The organism is Amycolatopsis dendrobii, assembly GCF_014145675.1.
Taxonomy (GTDB): domain Bacteria; phylum Actinomycetota; class Actinomycetes; order Mycobacteriales; family Pseudonocardiaceae; genus Amycolatopsis; species Amycolatopsis dendrobii.
Window position 1 is genome coordinate 160,082 of sequence record NZ_JACGZW010000018.1, and the last position, 21,628, is coordinate 181,709.

14 protein-coding genes are annotated in these 21,628 nt (G+C 70.8%); 7 read left to right on the plus strand and 7 right to left on the minus strand.

Annotated features, from left to right (window positions below; genetic code table 11):
* The first annotated feature begins 45 nt into the window (after positions 1–45).
* The 4 genes from H4281_RS39730 to H4281_RS39745 all read left to right on the plus strand — a co-directional run bounded on the left by H4281_RS39730 (position 46) and on the right by H4281_RS39745 (position 5,528).
* Positions 46–870, plus strand: coding sequence for an NAD-dependent epimerase/dehydratase family protein (locus H4281_RS39730; protein WP_182895991.1), 825 nt, complete (start codon positions 46–48; stop codon positions 868–870).
* 41 nt (positions 871–911) lie between these two features.
* Positions 912–1,793: a helix-turn-helix domain-containing protein gene (locus tag H4281_RS39735; protein WP_182895992.1), complete on the plus strand. Its 882-nt coding sequence runs from the start codon at positions 912–914 to the stop codon at positions 1,791–1,793.
* 92 nt (positions 1,794–1,885) lie between these two features.
* Complete coding sequence (locus tag H4281_RS39740; RefSeq protein ID WP_182895993.1) at positions 1,886–3,811, plus strand: maleylacetate reductase and hydroxyquinol 1,2-dioxygenase domain-containing protein; 1,926 nt, start codon at positions 1,886–1,888, stop codon at positions 3,809–3,811.
* On the plus strand, positions 3,798–5,528 hold the full coding sequence (locus H4281_RS39745; RefSeq protein WP_182895994.1) for an FAD-dependent oxidoreductase: 1,731 nt from the start codon (positions 3,798–3,800) through the stop codon (positions 5,526–5,528). The genes H4281_RS39740 and H4281_RS39745 overlap by 14 nt, the downstream gene beginning before the upstream one ends.
* Before the next feature lies 1 nt (position 5,529).
* On the opposite strand, the gene H4281_RS39750 is transcribed toward H4281_RS39745, so the two are convergent.
* The 7 genes from H4281_RS39750 to cmk all read right to left on the minus strand — a co-directional run bounded on the left by H4281_RS39750 (position 5,530) and on the right by cmk (position 19,301).
* Complete coding sequence (locus tag H4281_RS39750) at positions 5,530–7,818, minus strand: glycosyl hydrolase family 95 catalytic domain-containing protein (protein WP_182895995.1); 2,289 nt, start codon at positions 7,816–7,818, stop codon at positions 5,530–5,532.
* A 20-nt stretch (positions 7,819–7,838) separates the two neighbouring features.
* Positions 7,839–10,133, minus strand: a complete 2,295-nt coding sequence (locus tag H4281_RS39755; protein ID WP_182895996.1) for a glycosyl hydrolase family 95 catalytic domain-containing protein — start codon at positions 10,131–10,133, stop codon at positions 7,839–7,841.
* A gap of 650 nt (positions 10,134–10,783) precedes the next feature.
* Complete coding sequence (locus tag H4281_RS39760; protein ID WP_182896017.1) at positions 10,784–12,139, minus strand: M1 family metallopeptidase; 1,356 nt, start codon at positions 12,137–12,139, stop codon at positions 10,784–10,786.
* 82 nt (positions 12,140–12,221) lie between these two features.
* Entirely contained in the window at positions 12,222–16,109 is a 3,888-nt protein-coding gene (locus tag H4281_RS39765; protein ID WP_182895997.1) for a Pls/PosA family non-ribosomal peptide synthetase, read from the minus strand.
* 316 nt (positions 16,110–16,425) lie between these two features.
* Entirely contained in the window at positions 16,426–17,907 is a 1,482-nt protein-coding gene (der, locus tag H4281_RS39770; RefSeq protein WP_182895998.1) for a ribosome biogenesis GTPase Der, read from the minus strand.
* A 15-nt stretch (positions 17,908–17,922) separates the two neighbouring features.
* Positions 17,923–18,579, minus strand: coding sequence for a lysophospholipid acyltransferase family protein (locus H4281_RS39775; protein WP_182895999.1), 657 nt, complete (start codon positions 18,577–18,579; stop codon positions 17,923–17,925).
* Positions 18,576–19,301: a (d)CMP kinase gene (gene cmk / locus H4281_RS39780; RefSeq protein WP_182896018.1), complete on the minus strand. Its 726-nt coding sequence runs from the start codon at positions 19,299–19,301 to the stop codon at positions 18,576–18,578. The genes H4281_RS39775 and cmk overlap by 4 nt, the downstream gene beginning before the upstream one ends.
* Before the next feature lie 193 nt (positions 19,302–19,494).
* Here cmk and H4281_RS39785 point away from each other — a divergent pair, with 193 nt between their 5' ends.
* The 3 genes from H4281_RS39785 to H4281_RS39795 are packed head-to-tail and all read left to right on the plus strand — an operon-like array spanning position 19,495 to position 21,572.
* Positions 19,495–19,863 (plus strand): DUF4267 domain-containing protein, encoded by a 369-nt coding sequence (locus tag H4281_RS39785; RefSeq protein ID WP_182896000.1) that lies wholly within the window; start codon positions 19,495–19,497, stop codon positions 19,861–19,863.
* 36 nt (positions 19,864–19,899) lie between these two features.
* Positions 19,900–20,382, plus strand: a complete 483-nt coding sequence (locus tag H4281_RS39790) for a cation:proton antiporter regulatory subunit (RefSeq protein WP_009079551.1) — start codon at positions 19,900–19,902, stop codon at positions 20,380–20,382.
* Positions 20,382–21,572 carry a cation:proton antiporter gene (locus tag H4281_RS39795; RefSeq protein WP_182896001.1) on the plus strand — a complete coding sequence of 397 codons (1,191 nt, stop codon included), beginning with the start codon at positions 20,382–20,384 and terminating at the stop codon, positions 21,570–21,572. The genes H4281_RS39790 and H4281_RS39795 overlap by 1 nt, the downstream gene beginning before the upstream one ends.
* Positions 21,573–21,628: the final 56 nt, after the last annotated feature.

The window sequence follows — 21,628 nt, forward strand, 5'->3', positions numbered from 1 at the left end:
TCAGAACCGGCGCAGGCACTCACGAGCTTTCGTGAGAGGAAATCCATGCCAGACCAGCGTGTGCTGATCACCGGATCGGCCGGCGTCGTCGGCACCCTGATGCGGCCGCGGCTGCGCCGGGAAGGCCGGGTGCTGCGGCTGCTCGACCTCGCCGAGCAGCCCGCCGCCGAGGACGGCGAAGCGGTCGAGATCGTGACCGGCTCGGTCACCGACCCCGAGGCGATGGCCGCCGCCTGCGCGGGCGCGGACGCGTTGATCCACCTCGGCGGGCTCAGCCGCGAGGCGTCCTGGGACGCCACCCTCGACGTCAACATCAACGGCACGCACACCGTCCTCGAAGCCGCGCGCGAAGCCGGGATCCGCCGGGTCGTGCTCGCGTCGAGCAACCACGCCGTCGGCTTCCGCCGCAACGCCGACGCGGGCGAGAACGGGCTGCCCGCCGACTCCAGCAGCCGGCCGGACACTTATTACGGCGTAAGCAAAGCCGCCATCGAAGCGCTGGGCAGCCTGTATGCGTCGCGGTTCGGCATGGACGTGATCGTCATCCGCATCGGCTCGTGCTTCGAGACCCCGCTGCCGCTCGGCATCCGCGGGCTGACCAGCTGGTTGTCGCCGGACGACGGGGCGCGGCTGTTCGAGGCGTGCCTGAGCGCGCCGTCGCCGGGCTACCGGATGATCTGGGGCGTCTCGGACAACACCCGCCGCGTCTACTCGCTTGCCGAGGCCGAGGCGCTGGGCTACAAGTCCCACGACAACGCCGAGGTCTACGCCGAGCAGCTGGCGGACAAGCCCGCGCCGACCGGCGCCGCGGCCGAGTACGTCGGCGGGCCGTTCTGCACCGCGCCGCTGGGCGTGTTCAACCCGCTCTGAGCGGTACCCTCGCCCACGGGACCCTCGAAGAGGAGGACGCCGTGGGCGAGCTCGGGCCTGCCGACACGAACGGCATCCTTTCCCTGCCGTGGATCCGCCCGGAACGCACCAGCGCGGGTCTCGGCTGGGACCGGATCTACCTGTCCAAACAGCGCGAACTCCCGTATCGCGCGGAGTTCGGGCCCGCTCGCACGCACCAGCTGATCCTGCATCTCGCCGGTCCCGTGACGGTCCGCCGCGGCGTCGGGTCGCCCGGCGAGCGCAGCAGGCGGATCCCGGCGGGCGGGCTCTTCCTCCAGCCGTCGCACCAGGAACTGTCGGTGGAGCTCGGCGGCGAACTCGACACCCTGCACGTGTACCTGCCGGACTCGGCGGTGCAGGAGGCCGCCGGATCGGACGCTCCGGTCCGGCTGGCCGACGAGCTCGGCAGCGTCGATCCCCTGCTCGAACAGCTCGTTCTCGCGCTCGACCGGGTCGTGCGGGAGTGGGAGCCGGGTGCCCGCGCGTATGCGGATCAGCTCGGCGCGCTCGTCGCCGCGCAGCTCGCGCGGCAGCACCGGGCCGGGCCGGGCGTTCCCCCGGCAGCAAGGCCGGTCGAGGCGTTGACTGACCGGCAGTTCGCCCAGGTGCGCGAGCTGATGGACGAACGGCTCGCCGAACCGCTCGGTCTGGCCGAGCTGGCCGCGGCGGCCGGGCTGAGCGTCAGCCGGTTCGCCCGGCGGTTCAAGGCCCGCACCGGGCTGCCGCCGCACCGCTACCTGCTGCGGCTGCGCGTGGAACAAGCCGGGTTGCTGCTGCGCACCGGCACCGAACCGATCGCGGACATCGCCGTGCGCTGCGGTTTCTCCCACCAGGAACACCTCACCCGGGTGCTGCGCGCCCAGCTGGGCACCACGCCCGCCGCGCTGCGCCGGGACGGCTGACGCGCGTTTCGTGCAGTCCGCTCAGCACGTCTGTGCAGGCGCGGGGTCTTCGCCACCCGGATACTCGACGTACCCGCGTGGAAGGACCGTCGATGTTCACCTACACCGCCAACCCGGCCCGGGTCGTGTTCGGCAGCGGCACGCTCGCCGTCGTCCCCGACGAAGTGCGGCGGCTCGAAGCCGGCCGGGTGCTGCTGGTGGCCGGAAAGTCCGCTGCTCAGGCAGCCGATCGCACGGCTGAGGCGCTCGGCCCGCTGCTCGCCGCCCGCTTCGGCGAGCCCACGATGCACACCCCGGTCGAGGTCACCGAACGCGCGCTCGCGCTGGTCGCCGAGCACTCCGCGGACTGCGTCGTCGCGATCGGCGGCGGGTCCGCGACCGGGCTGGCCAAGGCGCTCGCGCTGCGCACCGACCTCCCGCAGATCATCGTGCCGACCACCTACGCCGGGTCCGAGATGACGCCGGTGGTCGGCCAGACCGAGAACGGGCGCAAGACCACCCAGTCGTCGCCGAAGGTGCTGCCCGAGGTGGTCGTCTACGACGTCGACCTCACGCTCGGCCTGCCCGTGCCGACCTCGCTGACCAGCGGTGTCAACGCGATGGCGCACGCGGTCGAAGCGCTCTATTCGGCGCAGGCCAACCCCATCGTCGACCAGTTCGCCTTGGAAGCGATCCGGTTGCTCGCCGCCGCGCTGCCGCGGATCGCCGCCGATCCGTCCGATGCGGACGCTCGAACGGACGCGCTGCGCGCCGCGTGGCTGGCCGGTTCGTGCCTGGGTTCGGTCGGGATGGGTTTGCACCACAAGCTGTGCCACACCCTCGGCGGCAGTTTCGGGCTGCCGCACGCGGAAACGCACACGATCGTTCTTCCGCACGCCATGGCGTACAACGCGCCGAACGCCGCCGACGCGATGCGGCGGATCGCCGAAGCGCTCGGTGCGCCGGACGCGCCGACCGCGATGTTCGACCTGATCGCCGGTCTGCCGGTGCCGCGTTCGCTGGCCGAAATCGGCCTTGCCGAAGGCGATCTCGCCAAGGCCGCCGAACTGGCCGCCGCCGCGCCTTACCCGAATCCGCGCGAACTCACCCGCGACGGCATCGAAGACCTGCTGCGGCACGCGTGGTCCGGCACTCGTCCGGACCCGGCGGAAGGCACGCCGCCTGATTTGCGTGGGCTCACCCAGGAGGTCGTGGACAGCTTTGCCAGCACACCGGATCCTCGGTTGCGCGAACTGCTGTCCGAGCTGGTCCGCACGCTGCATTCGTACGTCGTGCGCACCGATCTCACTCAGGAGGAGTGGGAGTACGCGATCGGCTTCCTTACTCGTACCGGGCAAATCAGCTCCGACACGCGGCAGGAGTTTATCCTGCTGTCGGACATCCTCGGCGTTTCGAGCGTGGTCGACGTGCTCACGAACTCGCGGACGCCGGACACCACGCCGTCGGCCGTACTGGGTCCGTTCTATGTGGAGGGACCGCCGGAAACCGAGCAGGGCGCGGATCTCGCCGAAGGATTGCCGGGCACTCCACTGTGGACTGATGTCCAGGTTACCGAACCGGACGGAACCCCGGTGCCGGACGCGACAGTGGACGTATGGCAGTCCAATGAGGACGGTTTCTACGACGTCCAGCTGCCCGATGTGGACGGCCCGGTGCTGCGCGCCCGGTTCCGGACCGACGCCGAAGGGCGGCTGCGGTTCTGGACGATCGTGCCCTCGGCGTACCCGATCCCGGACGACGGCCCGGTCGGCGGCATGCTCACGGCGACCGAACGGCATCCGTTCCGCGCGCCGCACGTGCACTTCATGATCGCCAAACCGGGCTACCGCACGCTGGTGACCCAGCTGTTCGTCCGCGGCGGCGACTACCTCGATTCGGACACCGTGTTCGGCGTGAAGGACGGCCTGATCGTCGACTTCGCCGAACAGACCGGCCCCGCGCCGGACGGGCGCGAACCCTGGCGCCGCCTCGATTTCACCTTCCGCGTCTCCCCGGGAACCCATCATGACCAGGTATGACACCGACGTCCTCGTGGTCGGCAGCGGCCCGGCAGGCGGTTCCGCCGCGCTGCTGCTCGCGACCTACGGCGTCCGCACCGTGCTCGCGACCAGATACGGCTGGATGGCGCACACGCCCCGCGCGCACATCACCAACCAGCGCACGATGGAGGTCCTGCGCGACCTCGGCATCGAAGACCAGGCGCTCGCGCAAGGCACTCCCCCGGAGCTGATGGGCGACACCGTCCTGTGCACGTCGCTCGTGGGCGAGGAAATCGGCCGGATCGCCAGCTGGGGCACCGCTGATCGCTCGGCGACTGAATACGCGGCGGCGAGCCCGTGCCACCTGATCGACCTGCCGCAGACCTACCTGGAACCGATCCTGGCCGCGAATGCCGCCGCGCGCGGGGCGAAGCTGCGCCTGGACACGGAATTCCTCGACTTCGCCCAAGACGATGACGGCGTGACCGCGCGATTGCTGGACCGGGTTCGCGGCGACGAGTTCACTCTCCGCGCCCGTTACCTGATCGGCGCGGACGGCGCCCGCAGCCGCGTCGCCGAGCAAGCCGGGCTGCCGATCGACGGCCAGTCCGGCAAAGCCGGCAGCATGAACATCACTTTCACCGCCGACCTTTCCGAGCACGTCGCGCACCGGCCGAGCGTGCTGTACTGGGTGATGCGGCCGGGCGCGCATCTCGGCGGTATCGGGATGGGTCTCGTGCGGATGGTCCGGCCGTGGAACGAATGGCTGCTGACCTGGGGTTACGACATCGCGCAGCCACCGCCCGGCGTGAGCGCCGAAGAAGCGGCCAGAATCGTCCGCGACCTGGTCGGCGATCCCGACCTCCCGGTGGAGATCACTTCGACTTCACTGTGGACGGTCAACCACAGCTATGCGACGCAGTACTCGTCCGGCCGCGTTTTCTGCGCGGGCGACGCGGTGCACCGGCATCCGCCGTCCAACGGGCTCGGGTCCAACACCTCGGTGCAGGACGCGTACAACCTGGCGTGGAAACTCGCGATGGTGGTCCGCGGCGAGGCGGGCGAAGGACTTCTCGACAGCTACAGCGCCGAGCGCGCCCCGGTCGGCAAGCAGATCGTGGACCGGGCGAACCTCAGTCGCGACCAGTTCGGGCCGATTTTCGCCGCGCTCGGCATCGACGGCGACACCGATTCAGACGCCATCGCCGCCGGTCTCGCCGCCTGCACCGCCGCCACCGAGGACGGAGCCCTGCGGCGGAAGCGGTTGCAGGCGGCGATCGAGCTGAAGAACTACGAGTTCAACGCGCACGGCGTCGAGATGGACCAGCGGTACGTCTCGAACGCGGTCCTCCCGGATGGCGTCGAGCCCGCGGCGGACCGGGATCCCGAGCTGTACCACCGTCCGACGACCACGCCGGGCGCGAAACTGCCGCACGTCTGGCTCGTCGGCCCGGACGGTCGCCGAGTGTCCACATTGGATACCGTCGGCCGCGGCCGGTGGACTGTCCTCACTGGACTCACCGGCGGCGCCTGGCGTGAAGCCGCCGCGAAAGCCGGTGCGGACCTCGGGCTGGACCTGCGGGTCGTGACCATCGGTTCGCCCGAGGCCCGCGATTCCTACGGAGACTGGGCCCGGATCAGCGGCATCGAGGAAAACGGCTGCCTCCTCGTCCGGCCGGACGGCTATATCGCCTGGCGGCACGCAGCGGCGGGAACCGGCCTGCTGGAAGCACTTCGCCGCCTCCTCGCCCGTTAGCTCACGGCATCCCCCACGGATCGCTCGACCCGCCGGGCGCGACCGGCCGGACCGTGAAGTCCGGCCGGTCGCCGCGGCGGCAGACATACGCGTCCTGACCGCGCGCGAGATCGACCTGCACGTCTCCGTTCGCCAGCCGCCGCCAGCGCCGCGGACGGCCGTGCGCGTCCGTCACCGTCAACTCGCCGTCGATGCCTGGCCTCAGGACGCAGGGCGAACCGGCTTCGCTGTGCACCTTCAGCCAGCGCGTTTTCCCGCCTTCACGCGATGCGCTGAGCAAGAACGCGCCTTCGGTCCGGAAGTCGCGCACCGCGATGTCACCCCACGCCGCCGGCACCGCCGGGAACAGCCGGACGACGCCGCCCCAGCTCTGCACCAGCATGTCCTGCATGGATTTCGCCGCGGACAACGGCGTTTCGATGACCGGACCGGATTCCTTGTACATCGTGTTCGGTTGGATATAACGTTTTTGCAGCTCGTCGAGGTAATACGCGGCCTTCTCGCCACGGAGCATCTGCGCGGAGATCGACGCGGCGCCGGTGAACGTGTAGCCCTGCAACGCGCCCTCGAAGCCGACCCAATGGTTGAGCGAGGTTTCGATGATCTCGCGATGCTCCGGTTGTTCCCAGGTGATCTCGTAAAGCGGGTAGATCTGCAGCAGATGCGAGTAATGCCGGTGCGATTTGGCGAACGGGACGCCCGCGCCGATCATGTAGCCGTTCTCGTCGGCCGGGTAGTCGGTGAGCGTGGCGAGCACCTGCTGCCATTTGCCCGCCAGCGGATCGGCGATGCGCAGCTCGCGCGCGGTGTCCAGCAAGGTCCGGCAACCCCAGCGGATCAGGGCGAGGTCGTAATTGGTGTCCGGCGCGTTCACGCCGTACTCCGGGGAGAAGGTCGCCGGGAGATGCAGGCGGCCGTCCGGGCCGGGGGCGAGGAAGTGCAGGTAGTAGTTGATTGCCTTGCGCAGCAACGGGAACAGCGTGTCGCGGAGCAGCTGGCGGTCCATCGTGTGCCGGCAGGTCAGCCAGACGTTGTGCAGTGCCCAGGTAAGGTTGCCGACCTCGGGCGTCGGGGTGTCCTTGCCGGGGATGCCGACCGGGTAGCCGCTGGTCGAGTCGGCGAGGCCGTTGAGCAGCGTCATGTCGGTGGTGCGCGGGATGCCCGCGGAATCGGCCTGGTACGGCTTCGCGACCTGGCTGGTGAGCCGGTCCCGGTACTTGCCGAGCGCGTAGCTGACCGCGTCGAGTTCGAGGTGGTTGGAACCTTGGATGAGCCAGTATTCCAGCTGCACGTTGAGGTTCCACCAGGTCGCGGGCCACGGCGTGTTTTCCAGCCACGGCCCGGAAGTAGCCATCACCGGCGCTTCCCGGCGCGCGGCCGACGCGACCTTGTACAGCTGGATCCAGTAGAAACTCTGCAGCCGGGTGTCCGGAATGGACAGGAAGCTGCGCCGGTAGTAGTCGTGCCACCAACGGCGATGGTCCCAGGTCAGCACTTCCAGCGTGCTCGCCCGCCGCACGGTCTGCAACGCGCGGACCGCCGAGGTCTTCTCCGGATGCGACCACGCGACCGACGTGTACAGCGTCCGCGCGCTGCCGCGAGAGACCTCACGCCAAGCCGTCACGTGCTCGCCGCCCGCCAGCAGCGGCTGGACCGCGAGGTGCGCGTCGCCTGCCTGCTGCAAGTGGACCGGCGGGTTCTCCGCGTATCCGTCCGGCGGCGGCTTCTTCCACACCGGATCGGCGCGCGGGCTGATCGCCTTCGCCGGATGGAACACCCACTGGAAGCCGCGTTCGCCCTCCGACGGCCGCACCTCCACCGCGAGCAGCGACTGTCCGGTGTGGACGATCGCACGCAGTTCCAGGCTGCCCGCCGCGGTGGTGATCGTGCCGGCGAGTTCGGCGTTCCAGACGTCGAGCCGCCAGTCGAGGCCGGTGATCGCGCCGACCGGTTCGAGGGTGAAGTACCCGATCGGCAGCCGCGCCAGTCCGAACAGCGACCCGAACTGCGGCCGGTGGTCCTGCACCTGGCTGTGCTGGACGTTGAAGCGGACCGCGTTGCGCCCGGGTTCGGCGTAGATGCCGGAGCCGAGGAAACCGTTGCCCAGGAAAGGGCCCTCGTACCAGGTCTTCGGCATCCGCCGCCAGCGCAGGTCCGCGGTCGCCAGGAAATCCGCCCAGTCGACGCCGTCGCGGCCCAGTTCCGCCGCGCTGGCCCCCGGCAGCCCGGCCGCTGCGGCGGCGATCCCGGCGAGCGCTCCGCCGAGCATTGTCCGGCGCGAGATGTCCATGTCCGCCAGCCTCCTCGTTTCTAGTCAGGCAAACCCCAGGCCGGGACGGTGCCCAGCGAAGGAACGTCACGCGGCCCGAAGTCCGGACGGGCACCGCGCGGGGTGACGGTGACCGTGCTGCCCCGCCGCAGCTCCAGCGTGATCCGCCGGGGCCCGACCGGCCGCCAGGGCAACCGCCGGCCCCATTGATCGCGCACGTCGATGTCGCCGTCGATCCCGTGGTCGAGCACCAGCGGGGCACCGGCTTCGCTGCGCACCCGCACGAACTCCGTCACGCCGCGGCGCCGCGAAGCGTCCACCAAGAACGCGCCCTCGGTACGCAGCCCGGCGATCGACGCGTCCGGCCACTTCGCCGACACCGACGGGAATGCCTTCACCACTCCCCCGGAACCTTGCAGCAGCATGTCCACAACGGACTGTGCGGCGGTGACGGGGCTTTCGATGGCGAAGTTCGAGCCCTCGCGGTACATCGTGTTCGCGGTCAGTTCGGTGTCCGCGACGATGTTCCGGTCGAGGAAGAACTTCAAGTACCGCAAGGCTTCCTCGGGCTGGTCCATCACCGAGTTCATCGACGACGCGGCCGCGTAGCTGTAGCCGTGCCAGGCCGACTGGTCCGCCGCCCAATGCCGGAAGGTGCGGGTCATGACGTCCCGGTCGGCGGGGTGCTCCCAGTTCCGCTCCCGCAGCGGGTACAGCCAGAGCAAGTGCGAGAAGTGCCGGTGCGAATCAGCGAGCCGGACGCCGTCGCCGATCAGCACGCCGTCGGCCGGATCCTCGTGGTACGGAACGAGTTTCGTGGCGATCTCCCGCCACATCGGCACGCGCGGCTCGTTCAGCCGCAGGATCCTCGCTGAGTCGACCAGCGTCGTCGCGGCCCAGCGGATCAACGACAGGTCGTACGTGCAGTCGGCCGCGTCGGCGTACTCCGGAGACCGGGTGAGCGGCAGGTGCAGGAGCCCGTCCGGTCCGGTGAAGAGGAAGTGCCGGTAGAAGTTGAGCGCCTTCGCGAGCGTCGGGTAGAGCACGTCGCGCAGCACCGGCTGGTCGAGGTGATGGCGGTACGCGAGCCAGACGTTGTGCAAGCCCCACAACAGGTTCCCGGTCTGGTCCGTTTTGGACGTCGTCCCCGGAACGCCGACCGTCCTTACGCCGCCGGGCCGCAGCCGCCAATCCCCCGGATGCGAAAGGGCGTAAGTATCGCCGTCCCGGTAAGCGGGCGGAACCGACACCTCCAGGTTCGCGTGATCGCGGCGGAAAGTCTCGGTCACCGCGTCCAGCTCCGGATGGTTGGCGCTGTTCACGATCGGATACGTGAGCTGGACGTTCAGGTTCCACCACACCGCCGTCCAGCTGTTGCCGACCTCCGGGAACCACGGCCCCCATTCGGCGGCGACCGGGCCGTCCTTGCGGGTCGCCGAGGCGATCTTGTAGAGCTGGATCCAGTAGAACCGCTGGACCTGCTTGTCCGGCACGGACACGAAACTGCGCTGATGGAAGCTGTTCCACCAGCGGCGATGCCAGGCGAGCAGCAGATCCGGGTTCGTCGCCAGCGTCCGGCCGACCAGCGACACGGCGTCGCGGGTGTGCGTGGAACGCGGGAAGGAGTACGCGACAGCCGCCGCGAACAACCGCTTCGTGCCGATCCGCTTCTCCCGCCACGCCGTCGTGTACCCGCCGCCTGCGGTCAACGGCTGCGCGCAGTACCCGTTCGTCTGCTCGGGTTCGGGATTCGCGGTGTACTCCGGCGGCTTGCGCACCGTGCGGGTCGTCGCCGAGACCAGCGGGGCGAAACCCCACGTCGCGCCGGATTCGCCCGCGCTCGGGTCGAGCGAGACGAGCAGGACGCCAAGATCGTTGTGCACCACGGCGGAGAACGCGACCTGCCCGCGTGTGGTAGTGATGGTGCCGCCGAGTTCAGCGTTGTACAGGTCGAGCGTCCAGTCGACGCCGGTGATCGCGCCGGCGAAGGCGAGCGTGATCGCGCCGATCGGCAACCGGGACAGCCCGATCCCCGCTTCCCACTGGATGCGCTGATCCTGGACCTGAGTGTGGCTGAGCATGAACTTCAGCACCTGCGGCGTCTGCCCGGCGTAGGCCTGGACACCGAGATAGCCGTTGGCCAGGAACGGCGCTTCCTGCCAGTTCTTCGGCAACCGTCGCCACCGCATCCGCGCGTCCATGGCGACATCCCGGTGCGGGCTGCGCTGCGCCGCCGGGGCCGGCGGCGCACCCTGCGCCCAAAGCCCGCCGAACGCCGCCGCCCCCGCGGCGACCGACACGGATCGAAGCACCGTCCGCCGCGACACCCCGACCATGACACCCTCCGGATTCATATTACGTTTCGCGCCCGCTTGCGCGGGTTCAGCGGAATATATCCAGACAGAGCAGGCGAAAGCCAGAGTCGTTCACCCGGAAAGCCGCACAGACATCCGATGACTGGGATCCGGCAGCTGCACATTCAGATACGTGAAGCCCGTGCGGGCCACCCCCACTGACTCTGATTCCCTCAGGGTCCCCCTCACGCCCCCGCCGTCCGCGAGAAGCCCCTCCGCCGGCCCCGGATTCCCTCAAGAGCCCTTCACGGACCACCCACCCGCCCGCCCGCGCCCGCCACCGAGAATGCGCCCCAATGTGGCATTGGGTGCATGTGACGCACCGAACGCCACATTGGGTGCGCAAGACGCACCCAATGCCACATTGGGGCGCTAACTCCCGCCGCCCAACCGCCGCCGGTGCACCCCGACCATCGAAGCGCCCAACCGCACCAGCACACCCGACTATCGGAGCACCCAGACCCTCCCCCAACCCCGATACAAAGCCGCCCTGCGGTTCGGGGGTGCTTGTCAAGGCATCTTTCCCGCCTTGACAAGCACCCCCGAACCGTCAGCACAATGGGCTAACGGGGTGCCCCACGCAACCAAGGGCCGATGTCGCCGCCAGGCGACGAGCCACCCGCCCCGACGACTCACAACGCAGGCAACGCCACCCGCTCCAGCCAAGCCGCGAAGAACTCCCGCAACGACCGCCCCGCATAGGACTCCGCCAGCGCCACGAACTGCTCCGTAGTCACCGCACCATGCCGGTTCTCCACGGCCCAAGCCTTCACCAGCGCGAAGAACGCCGGATCCCCCATCTCCCCGCGCAGCGCGTGCAGCGTCAACCCCCCACGCTTGTACACCCGCTCGTCGAACATCCGCGCCACGCCAGGATCGCCGATCGCCACATCCGCGGGCTTGGCGCGCACCCGCGCATGCCACGCCCGGGCCAGCTCTTCCGCCGACGAACCGCCGGACCGCTCCGACCACAGCCACTCGGTGTAAGTGGCGAAGCCTTCGTTGAGCCAAATGTACTGCCAGTCCGCGACACTCAGGCTGTTGCCGAACCACTGGTGCGCCAGTTCGTGCACCACGAGCCGCTCGTGCGTGCGCTTGCCGTCCACGTGGTTGGCGCCGAAGATCGCCATCCCCTGCGCCTCGATCGGGTCGTCGAGGTCGTCGTCGGTCACGACCACCACGTACTCGTCGAACGGGTACGGCCCGAACCATTCCTCCAGCGCGTCCATCATCCGGCCCTGCCGCCCGAAGTCCCGCGCGAACGCCCGCCGCAGCCGCGGCGGCACCGCGGCCCGCTGGACGACGCCGCCGGGACGCTCGACCGTGCGCTCCGGAACCCAGGCGCCGCCGGACAATTCGAGGTCCTCGTACCGGCCGATCTGGACGCTCATCAGGTAGGTCGAGGTCGGCTCAGGCCGTTCGAACACCCATTTCGTGGTGCTCGCCGACTGGTACCGCGACACGAGATTCCCCGTCGCCGCAACGAGATACGGCGACGACGTGGCGATCGCGAGCCGGTAGCTCGCTTTGTCCGCCGGATGGTCGTTGCACGGGAACCACGACGGAGCGCCCACCGGCTGGCTCGCCACCAGCGCGCCGTCGGTCAGCTCGTCCCAGCCGATGTCGCCCCACCGGCTGCCGACCGGACGCGGATTGCCCGCGTAGCGGACCTCCACCTGGAACACGGTCCCGGCCGGCACCGAGCGCGCCGGTTTGACCTGCAGCTTCAGCCCGCGCCGCACGTACTTCGCCGGTTTGCCCTCGACCAGCACGCGCGACACCCGGAACTCGCCGAAGTCGAGCGTCAGCCGGGAAAGCGCCTGGGTGGCCTCGCAGGTGAGCACCGCCGTGGCGGACAACCTGTTCGGACCAATGCGATAGTCGAGATCGAGGTCGTAGTGCCGGACCCGGTAGCCGCCGTTCCCGTGCGCGGGAAGGTACCCGTCGCCCGAGGTCTCCGCTCCGGGCGCGGCCGCTTTCCCGTTCACCCGCACCGAAACCCGCCTTCGCCCGCCGCCGTGATCCTTTCCAGGATGAGGCGCCGCGACGGGGTCCGCAACGCTCGTGCCCTCACCGCCGCCAGGCCGAGATCGGATTGCCGAGCCAGCGCGTGTCCGCGGGCACCGCGTCGCCGCGCGTCACGAGCGAGCCGGGGCCCACCGTGGTGCGCGCGCCGATGCTCGCGCCCGGCAGCACGATCCCGTGCGGGCCGAGCGTCGCGCCCTCTTCCAGCGTCACCCGCGACATGGTCATGATCCGGTCGTGGAACAGGTGCGTCTGCACCACGCAGCCGCGGTTGATCGTCGCGCCGTCGCCCAGTTCGACCAGGTCGGACTCGGGCAGCCAATACGTGTCGAGCCAGACGCCGCGGCCGATCTTGACGCCCATCGTGCGCAGCCACGCGGGCAGCAGCGGCGTGCCGCCGAGCGACCCGATCAGCCACGGCACCGCGAGCGCCTCGACGAACGTGTCGGCCAGTTCGTTGCGCCACACGAACGAACTCCACAGCGGATGGTCGATCTCGCGGAACTTGCCGACCAGCAGCCACTTCGCCGCGGTCGCGGTGAGCGCCGCGACGATCCCGGCGGCCAGCAGCACCGGCCCGGCCAGCAGCGCGGCGGCCCAGAAGCCGCCCCACGACGCGAGAGCCAGCAGCGAAACCGCGACGCCGACGGTCAGCGCGACCGCGCACATCACCGGCAGGATCCGGCACAGCTCGACCAGCGCCCGCGCCGCCTTGAGGTGCAGCGGCGGCGTGTAGGTGCGGCTGGTGTCGCTCTCCTCCACCGCGCGGCGCACCGGCAGCGGCGGCATGCCCAGGTACGACGAGCCCTTCTTCGCCTTCGCCGGCGTCGAGGACAGCACCCCGACCAGCCCGCGCTTCGGCACCGAACGGCCCGGCGCGGTCATCCCCGAGTTGCCGAGAAACGCCTGCTTGCCGATCCGCGCCGGGGCAGCGTGCAGCCAGCCGCGGCCCAGTTCGTAGGTGGCCACCATGGTGTCGTCGGCGAGGAACGCGCCACTGTCCACTTTGGTCATCTTCGGCAGCGCGAGGACGGTGGACGCCTCCACGTTGCGGCCGACCTTCGCGCCGAGCAGCCGCAGCCACACCGGCGTGAACAGGCTGGCGTACAACGGGAACAGGCCTTCGCGGGCCATCCCCATCAGCCGCTCGGTGGCCCAGACCTGCCACGCGACGCGGCCGTGCACCGGGTGGTAGCCCTCGACCATGCCGACGCCCAGCGCGCGGACACCGGCCAGCACGAGCAGCGCATACGTCAGGAAGTAGGCGACGGTGGCGACCGGCACGAACAGCAGCGCCTGGCCCAGTGCGGCGCTCAAGCTCGAGGTGCCGGACACCGCGTACCCGATCACCGCGACGCCGGGCAGCGCGGCGATCCCGGGCAGCAGCCCGAGGAACACCGAGGTCGCGCCGTACACCGAAGCCCAGAACCGCGAGCGCGGCGGACGGCTCGACGGCCACTTCAGCGCGTCCTTGACGTCCGAGCGCACCGCGGGCGAACCGGCCCAGCGCTGGCCCGCCGGGACCGCGCCGCGCACGGTCGACCCGGCGGCGATCTCCGCGCCCTTGCCGACTCGCGCGCCGGGGAACAGCGTGCTGCGCGCGCCGACCCTGGCCTCGGCCCCGATCCGCGTCTTGCCGATGTGCACGACGTCGCCGTCGACCCAGTGGCCGGACAGATCGACCTCGGGCTCCACCGCGGCGCCGCGGCCCAGCTTGAGGAAACCGGTGACCGGCGGCGGCGAATGCAGATCGACGTCCTTGCCGATGCGCGCGCCCAGCGCCTTCGCGTACGTGGTCATCCACGACGCGCCCGCGACGCTGTCCGCACCGCTGAACTCAGCGAGCTTCTCGGCGGTCCACAGTCGCAAGTGGACACTGCCGCCGCGCGGGTAGGTGCCGGGGCGGAGGCCGGACAACAGCACGCGCGCGCCGCCCGCGGCGATGGCGATCCGGCCCGCAGGGGTGAACAGCACCAGCCAGGCGAGCACGAGCCACGCCCAGTTGATCGTCGGCGCCCAGGAAACGCCCAGCAGCGCCAGCACGTTCGAGCAGGCGGCGGCGAGCGCGGTCCAGCGCAGCCCGACGAGCCCCATCAGCGGGACCATCAGCAGCGACTGCACGAGCCCGGCGCGGCGCGGCGTCGGCGCGATCTCGCGGCGCTCGGTCTCCTCGCCGCTCAGCGCGTCCAGCTTCGCGGCCAGCGCGCCCAGCTTCGGGTTCTGGTAGATGTCGCTGACCGACACCTCGGGGTGGCGGGTGCGGATGCGCGCGATCAGCTGCGCCGCGGTGAGGCTGCCGCCGCCGTTGGTGAAGAAGTCGGCACTGGCGGTGCTCACCGACACGCCGAGGATCTCGCTCCAGCCCTCGGCGAGCCACGCCTCGGTGGGCGACAGCCCGGCCGCGCTCGCGTCCACAGTGGACAGCGGCCACGGCAGCGCGTTGCGGTCGACCTTGCCGGACGTGCGGGTCGGCAGGTCGTCGATGGTCGCGAGCAACGGAACAAGCGCGGCGGGCAGCTGCGCGCGCAGCCGGGTCGCGGCGTCGTCGGTGTCGAGGGTTTCGCCGTCCTCCGGCACGATGTAGCCGACCAGCACCTGGTTGCCCGCCTTGGTGCGGCGGACGGCCGCGGCCGCGCCGCGCACGCCGGGCAGCGCCTGCAGCGCCGCGTCGACCTCGCCCAGCTCGATCCGGCGGCCGCCGAGCTTGATCTGCTCGTCCATCCGGCCCAGGAACAGCAGGCCCTCCGGCTCCGCGCGGACCATGTCGCCGCTGCGGTAGGCGCGTTCCCAGCCCATCGAGGGCAGCGGCGCGTACTTCTCCGCGTCCTTTTCGGCGTCGAGATACCGGGCGAGCCCGGCCCCGCCGATGACCAGTTCGCCGGTCTCGCCCATGGCGACCGGTTCGCCCGCCTCGTTCACCACGACCAGCTGCCAGCCGAGCAGCGGCAGGCCGATCCGCACCGGGCCCTCGCCGGTCATCTGGGCGGCGCAGGCGACGACGGTCGCCTCGGTGGGGCCGTAGGTGTTCCAGACCTCGCGGCCCTCGACGGCCACGCGCTCGGCCAGCTCCGGCGGGCAGGCTTCGCCGCCGAAGATGAGCAGGCGCACGTCTTCCAGCGCGTCCGCCGGCCACAGCGCGGCCAGCGTCGGGACCGTCGACACGACCGTGATGCCCTGCGCGACCAGCCACGGGCCGAGGTCGACGCCGGTGCGCACCAGCGCGCGCGGAGCGGGCACCAGGCAGGCGCCGTGCCGCCAGGCCAGCCACATCTCTTCGCAGGAGGCGTCGAACGCGACGCTCAGCCCGGCCAGCACCCGGTCGCCGGGGCCGATCGGCTCGTCGGCGAGGAACAGCTGGGCTTCGGCGTCCACGAAGGCCGCCGCCGACGCGTGCGTGACCGCGACGCCCTTCGGCTTGCCGGTGGAGCCGGAGGTGAAGATGATCCACGCGTCGTCGGCCGGGCCGGGCTCGCCGGTGGCGCCGCTCGAGGTCCCGGCGACGGTGATCTCGCCGTCGGTGGCGATCGCCGCGACGCCGGCCTCGCCGAACACGAGCTCAGCGCGCTCGTCGGGGTCGTCCGCGTCGACCGGCACGTACGCCGCGCCGACCGACAGCGTCGCCAGGATGGCGACGTACAACTCGGCAGTGCCCGAGGAGATCCGGATGCCGACGCGGTCGCCAAGGCCGACGCCGTGTTCGCGCAGCTTGCGGGCATACGCGTCGATCTCTTCCATCAGCCTGCGGTAGCTCAGCGGGCCGGTGCCGTCGTCCAGCGCGGCGGCGTTGGGGTGCTTCTCCGCGGTCGCGGTGAGGATGTCCAGAAGGGTGCGCTCGGCGGCCGGGGCGGCGGTCTCGAACAGAGCGGGCGAGAGCGCGGCCTCGACGGCGAGAGTCAGGGCTTCGGTGCTGCCGGAATCGGCGGTCAGCGTCACCGGGCCACCTCGGCGGCCGGGCGCGCTCCGGTATTCCGGAACGTGGACAGGGTCGAACTCTGGGCGCGCAAGCCCATCACTCACCTTTCGCGAGCGTCATTCGGGCTGGCCATCCGAATGAGGCGCCCGTAGCGACGGTCCACTTTACGCGGCAATCAAGCCCAGGTCGCGTCCGGGTAACGGCCGCGTGTCGGACATCACCGCACCGCAGGTCCGGCAAGGGATAACCCCAATGTGGCATTGGGTGCATCTCACGCACCGAATGCCACATTGGGTGCGTCCAATGCACCCAATGTGGCATTGGGGCGTGTGCCGGTCAGCGGTTGCGGGCCGCTTTTCCGCCCGCCTTCGGCTTCTGCTTCTTTTCGCGGACGCGCACATTCACCCGGACGGGACTTCCCGCGAAGCCGAACTGCTCGCGGAATTTCCGCTCGATGAACCGGCGGTAGCCGGCCTCGAGGAACCCGGTGGTGAACAGCACCAGCGTCGGCGGCCGGATGCCCGCTTGCGTCGCGAACAGCACCTTCGGCTGCTTGCCGCCGCGCACCGGCGGCGGCGTGGCCGCGACGAGGTCGGACAGCCAGCCGTTGAGCTGGCCGGTCGACACGCGCTGGTCCCAGGAGGACAGCGCCGTGCGCAGGGCGGGCGCGAGCTTGCGCACCGCGCGCCCGGTGAGCGCGGAGACGTTGACCTTCTCCGCCCACGGCACCCGCACGAGGCCGCGGTCCAGCTCGCGCACCATCGCGTACCGGCGGTCCTCGTCGACCAGGTCCCACTTGTTGAACACGAGCACGCACGCGCGGCCCGCCTCGACCACCATCGTCAGCACCCGCAGGTCCTGTTCGGTCAGCGGTTCGGAGGCATCCAGCAGCACGAGCGCGACCTCGGCCGCGTCGATCGCGGTCTTGGTCCGCAGCGAGGCGTAGTACTCCGCGCCGTCGGCGAAGTTCACGCGCTTGCGCAGGCCCGCGGTGTCCACGAACCGCCAGACCTCGCCGTCCAGCTCGACCAGCGAGTCGACCGGGTCGACCGTGGTGCCCGCGACCGAGTCGACCACCGAGCGCTGCTCGCCGGAAAGCCGGTTGAGCAGGCTGGACTTGCCGACGTTCGGCTTGCCGACCAGCGCGACGCGGCGCGGCCCGGCGGTCACCGTGCACGCCTCGCGCGGCGCTTCGGGCAGCGCGGCCATGATCGAGTCGAGCAGATCGCCCGAGCTGCGCCCGTGCAGCGCGCTGACCGGATGCGGTTCGCCGAGGCCCAGCGACCACAGCGACGCCGTGTCGGCCAGCAGCCGGTCGTCGTCCACCTTGTTCGCGGCCAGCAGGACCGGCTTCTTCGACCGGCGCAGCACGCGCGCGACGGCCTCGTCGGTGGCCGTGGCCCCGACCGTCGCGTCCACCACCAGCAGCACCGCGTCCGCGGTCTGCATGGCCATCTCGGCCTGCGTCGCGACCGAGGCCTGCAAGCCGGTGGCGTCGGGCTCCCAGCCGCCGGTGTCGACGAGCGTGAACCGCCGCCCGGCCCAGAACGCGTCGTAGGCGACGCGGTCGCGGGTCACGCCCGGCACGTCCTGCACGACCGCTTCCCGGCGGCCGAGGATGCGGTTGACCAGCGTGGACTTGCCCACGTTCGGCCTGCCGACCACGGCGAGCACCGGCTGCGCGGCGGCCGCCCGGCCGTCGGCTTCCTCGGCCTCGATCTGTGCGTCGAGCGCGGCGAACTCGGACTCGTCCGACCAGCTTCCGTCGACTTCGCCGAGACCGTCCACCGCACTGTCGGCGGCGTCAAACCCTGTCATCGTTTCCCACTTCACCTACGGCGTGGCGAACCCGTGTTCGCCGCGCCAGTCGTCCAAAGCCTGCACGAGCGCCGCGAGCTGCGCGCGGAGCTCTTCGGTGCCCTGGTCCAGGCCTTTGCGGCCCGGACCGACCTTCATCGCGAACGGCTCTCCGAAGAGGACGTCCACGCGCGGGCGCCAGCGACGCTTGCCGTCGGCGGGCTTGCGCGTCCCGCGGATCGCGATCGGCAGCACGGTGGCTCCCGAAGCGCGCACGAGCCACGCCGCGCCGCGCTCGGCGGCCCCGACGTCGCCCTCGCCGCGAGTGCCTTCCGGGAAGATCCCGACCGCCCCGCCCGCCTTGAGCACTCCGACCGCCGTGGTCAGCGGCGTCCGGTCGATCTCGCCGCGGCGGACCGGGATCTGGCCGATCGCCCGCAGGAACCGGCCTCCGATCCCGGTGAACAGCTCGGCCTTGGCCAAGAACGCGCTGCGCCGCGGAAGCATTCCGATCACGAGCTGCGGATCGACGTTCGAGCTGTGGTTCGAGATCACCAGCAGCGGCCCGTCGGCGGGCACCCGGTCCCGGCCGTGCACCCGGATCCGGAACGCCGGACGCAGATAATACCGGCCCGCCGTGCGCCCGATGTCGAGCAGGAGGCCGTTCGCCCCCTCGGGGAGGGCCCCGCTCACCGGCTGACCCCGGCCTCGGCGGCGGCCGGTTCGGCCGGGCAGTCGCCCAGCAGGCCCCGGCCGCGGGCGAGTTCGGCCAGCGCGACGATCACCTGGTCGATGGTCAGCTCGGAGGTGTCCACCTGGACCGCGTCCCCGGCCGCGCGCAGCGGCGAGGCGGCGCGGGTGGAATCGATCCGGTCGCGGCGCTCCACCGATTCGCGGGCGGATTCGACGCTCGAGGCCCGGCCCGCCGCGGAGTCCTGGGTGTTCCGCCGCGCGGCGCGGACCTCGGCCGAGGCGGTGAGGTAGATCTTGAGCGGCGATTCCGGCGCGACGGTGGTGCCGATGTCGCGGCCCTCCACGACGATGCCGCCCTCGTCCTCGACCGCGTCGGCGATGATCCGGCGCTGGCGGGCGACGAGCACCTCGCGCACCTGCGGGACGGCCGACACCGGCGACACCGCGCCGGTCACCTCGGGGCCGCGGATCTCGGCCGCGACGTCCTCGCCGGCCAGCCGGACGTCCGGCCGCTCCGGGTCGGTGCCGAGCGAGAAGTCGGCGTCGTGCGCGAGCGCGCCGACCGCGTGCTCGTCGGCGAGGTCGATCCCGGCGCGCAGCACGGCCAGCGTGACGACGCGGTACATCGCTCCGGTGTCGAGGTAGCGGGCGCTCAGCCGTCCGGCGAGCTTGCGCGCCACCGTGGTCTTGCCGGTTCCCGACGGGCCGTCCAGCGCGACCACCCCACGTAGGGCTCCCGTCACCGATGCTCTCCTCACGTTCGTCCCGCACTCCCAGTCCGGTTCATTCTGCCCGTAGCCGGTCCCGGCACCTCAGGCGGTGTCCGCGGCGCAATTTCAGGCGCCGCTAGACAAGCTAGCGTCGCTAAGCTAGCGTTGCGCTCGTTCCTAGCACTGCTAACAACCTGGGGTTCCCGTGCTGATCACCGCTTACGTCCTCGCCGCCGTCCCCGTCCTCGGCATCATCTACATCGGGTTCAACTATCTGTTCGCGCCGGCGAAGTCCGCCGCGACGTTCGGCCTGCGGGAGATCCCGACCGGATCGACGGCGTTCTTCGAGATCAAGGGGAACCGCGACATCGGCACCGGGCTGATCCTCGGCGTCGCGATGCTCGCGGGCAGCGCGCACCTGGCCGGCTGGCTGCTGCTGGCCGCGACCGTCATGCCGGTCTGCGACATGCTGATCATCCTGCGGCACAAGGGCAAGAAGGGAATGGCCTACGGAGTGCACGGCGCGACCGCCGCGTTCATGGCCGCCACCTCGGCACTGTTCCTGCTGGGCTGAACTCCGCGAATCGGACAATGAGTTACCGTGGCGGACGTGAACGTCGAAGTCACCCCCCTTCCCGGAATCGGTGTCCGCAAGGACTTCGCCACCCGCGCGGGCCGCCGCATCGGCGTCGTGACCCAGCGGGACGGCAAGATCGAGCTGATCGTCTCCAAATCCGACGATCCGGACGCCTGCCTCGCGTCGCTGCCGCTGACCGCGGACGAGGCGGGCGCGCTCTCGAACCTGCTGGGCGCGCCTCAGCTGGTGGCGCAGCTGAACGAGGAGCACCGCGAGCTGCCGGGCATCAACACGAAGCAGCTGCCGATCACCGCGGACAGCCCGTTCGACGGCCGTTCGCTCGGCGACACCGCGATGCGCACGCGCACCAGCGTCTCGATCGTCGCGGTGATGCGGGCCGGGCAGGTGCACCCGTCGCCGACGCCGGACTTCCTCTTCACCGCGGGCGACCTGCTCGTCGTGGTCGGCACGTCCGAGGGCCTGGAAGCCGCCGCCAAGATCCTCAAGCACGGCTGATGGATCACACCGCACTTTCGCTGATCGAACTCGGCGCGGTCTTCTTCGTGCTCGGCGCGCTGGGCAGGCTCGCCGGCCGGATCGGCCTCTCCCCCATCCCCCTGTACCTGCTCGGCGGCCTGTGCTTCGGCTCGGGCGGCCTGATCCCGCTCGCCGACATCGGCGATTTCGCCCACCTCGCCAGCGAAATCGGCGTGGTGCTGCTGCTTCTGCTGCTCGGCCTGGAGTACTCCGCGGCCGAACTGTTCACCGGCATGCGGCGGTCGTGGACCGCGGGCCTGGTGGACATCGTGCTCAACGCCGCGCCCGGCGCCGCGGTCGCGCTGATCCTGGGCTGGGGCCCGATCGGCGCGATCGTCATGGCGGGCGTCACGTACATCTCGTCGTCCGGGATCATCGCCAAGGTCCTCGGCGACCTCGGCAGGCTCGGCAACCGCGAAACGCCGGTGGTGCTGTCGATCCTCGTGTTCGAGGACCTCGTGATGGCGCTGTACCTGCCGATCCTCACCGCGGTCCTCGGCGGCGTCAGCCTGCTCGGCGGGCTCGAAGCGGTCGGCATCTCGCTGCTGGTGATCACCGTGGTCTTGGTGATCGCGCTCAAATTCGGCCGCTACGTGTCGGCACTGGTCGACAGCGACGACCGGGAAGTGTTCCTGCTCAAGATCCTCGGCGCGGCGCTGCTGGTGGCCGGGATCGCGTCGGCGCTGCAGGTGTCGGCGGCGGTCGGGGCGTTCCTGCTCGGCATCGCGGTGTCCGGCTCGACCGCGCACAACGCGACCCGGCTGCTGGAACCGTTGCGGGACCTGTTCGCCGCGATGTTCTTCGTGGTGTTCGGGCTGAACACCAATCCGTCGTCGATCCCGCCGGTGCTGGGATGGGCCGCGGTGCTCGCCGTCGTCACGACCCTGACGAAGGTCGCCACCGGCTGGTGGGCCGCTCGCAGGCAGAAGATCGGACGGCTCGGCCGCGCCCGCGCTGGAGCGGCTTTGGTTGCGCGGGGCGAGTTTTCGATCGTCATCGCCGGGTTGGCGGTCACCGCTGGTGCGGTGGACGGCGAACTGGCCGCGCTGGCGACGGCTTACGTGCTGCTGATGGCGATCCTCGGGCCGACCGCCGCGCGAGTGGTCGAGCCGATCGCGAAAGCCTTGCAGCGCAAGGCAGCCTCGAAAGAAACCGTCACCGCCAACTGACGTCGTGACTGGGCAGACGGTCCGTGAAGGACTCCTTGAGGGAATGGGATTCCCTC

Bases quoted from the DNA above. Each gene is read 5' to 3' on its own strand.
- H4281_RS39730 (WP_182895991.1), top strand. From the start codon at position 46: ATGCCAGACCAGCGTGTGCTGATCACCGGATCGGCCGGCGTCGTCGGC.
- H4281_RS39740 (WP_182895993.1), top strand. From the start codon at position 1,886: ATGTTCACCTACACCGCCAACCCGGCCCGGGTCGTGTTCGGCAGCGGC.
- H4281_RS39745 (WP_182895994.1), top strand. From the start codon at position 3,798: ATGACCAGGTATGACACCGACGTCCTCGTGGTCGGCAGCGGCCCGGCA.
- H4281_RS39750 (WP_182895995.1), bottom strand. From the start codon at position 7,818: ATGGACATCTCGCGCCGGACAATGCTCGGCGGAGCGCTCGCCGGGATC.
- H4281_RS39755 (WP_182895996.1), bottom strand. From the start codon at position 10,133: ATGGTCGGGGTGTCGCGGCGGACGGTGCTTCGATCCGTGTCGGTCGCC.
- der (WP_182895998.1), bottom strand. From the start codon at position 17,907: ATGACAGGGTTTGACGCCGCCGACAGTGCGGTGGACGGTCTCGGCGAA.
- H4281_RS39795 (WP_182896001.1), top strand. From the start codon at position 20,382: ATGGATCACACCGCACTTTCGCTGATCGAACTCGGCGCGGTCTTCTTC.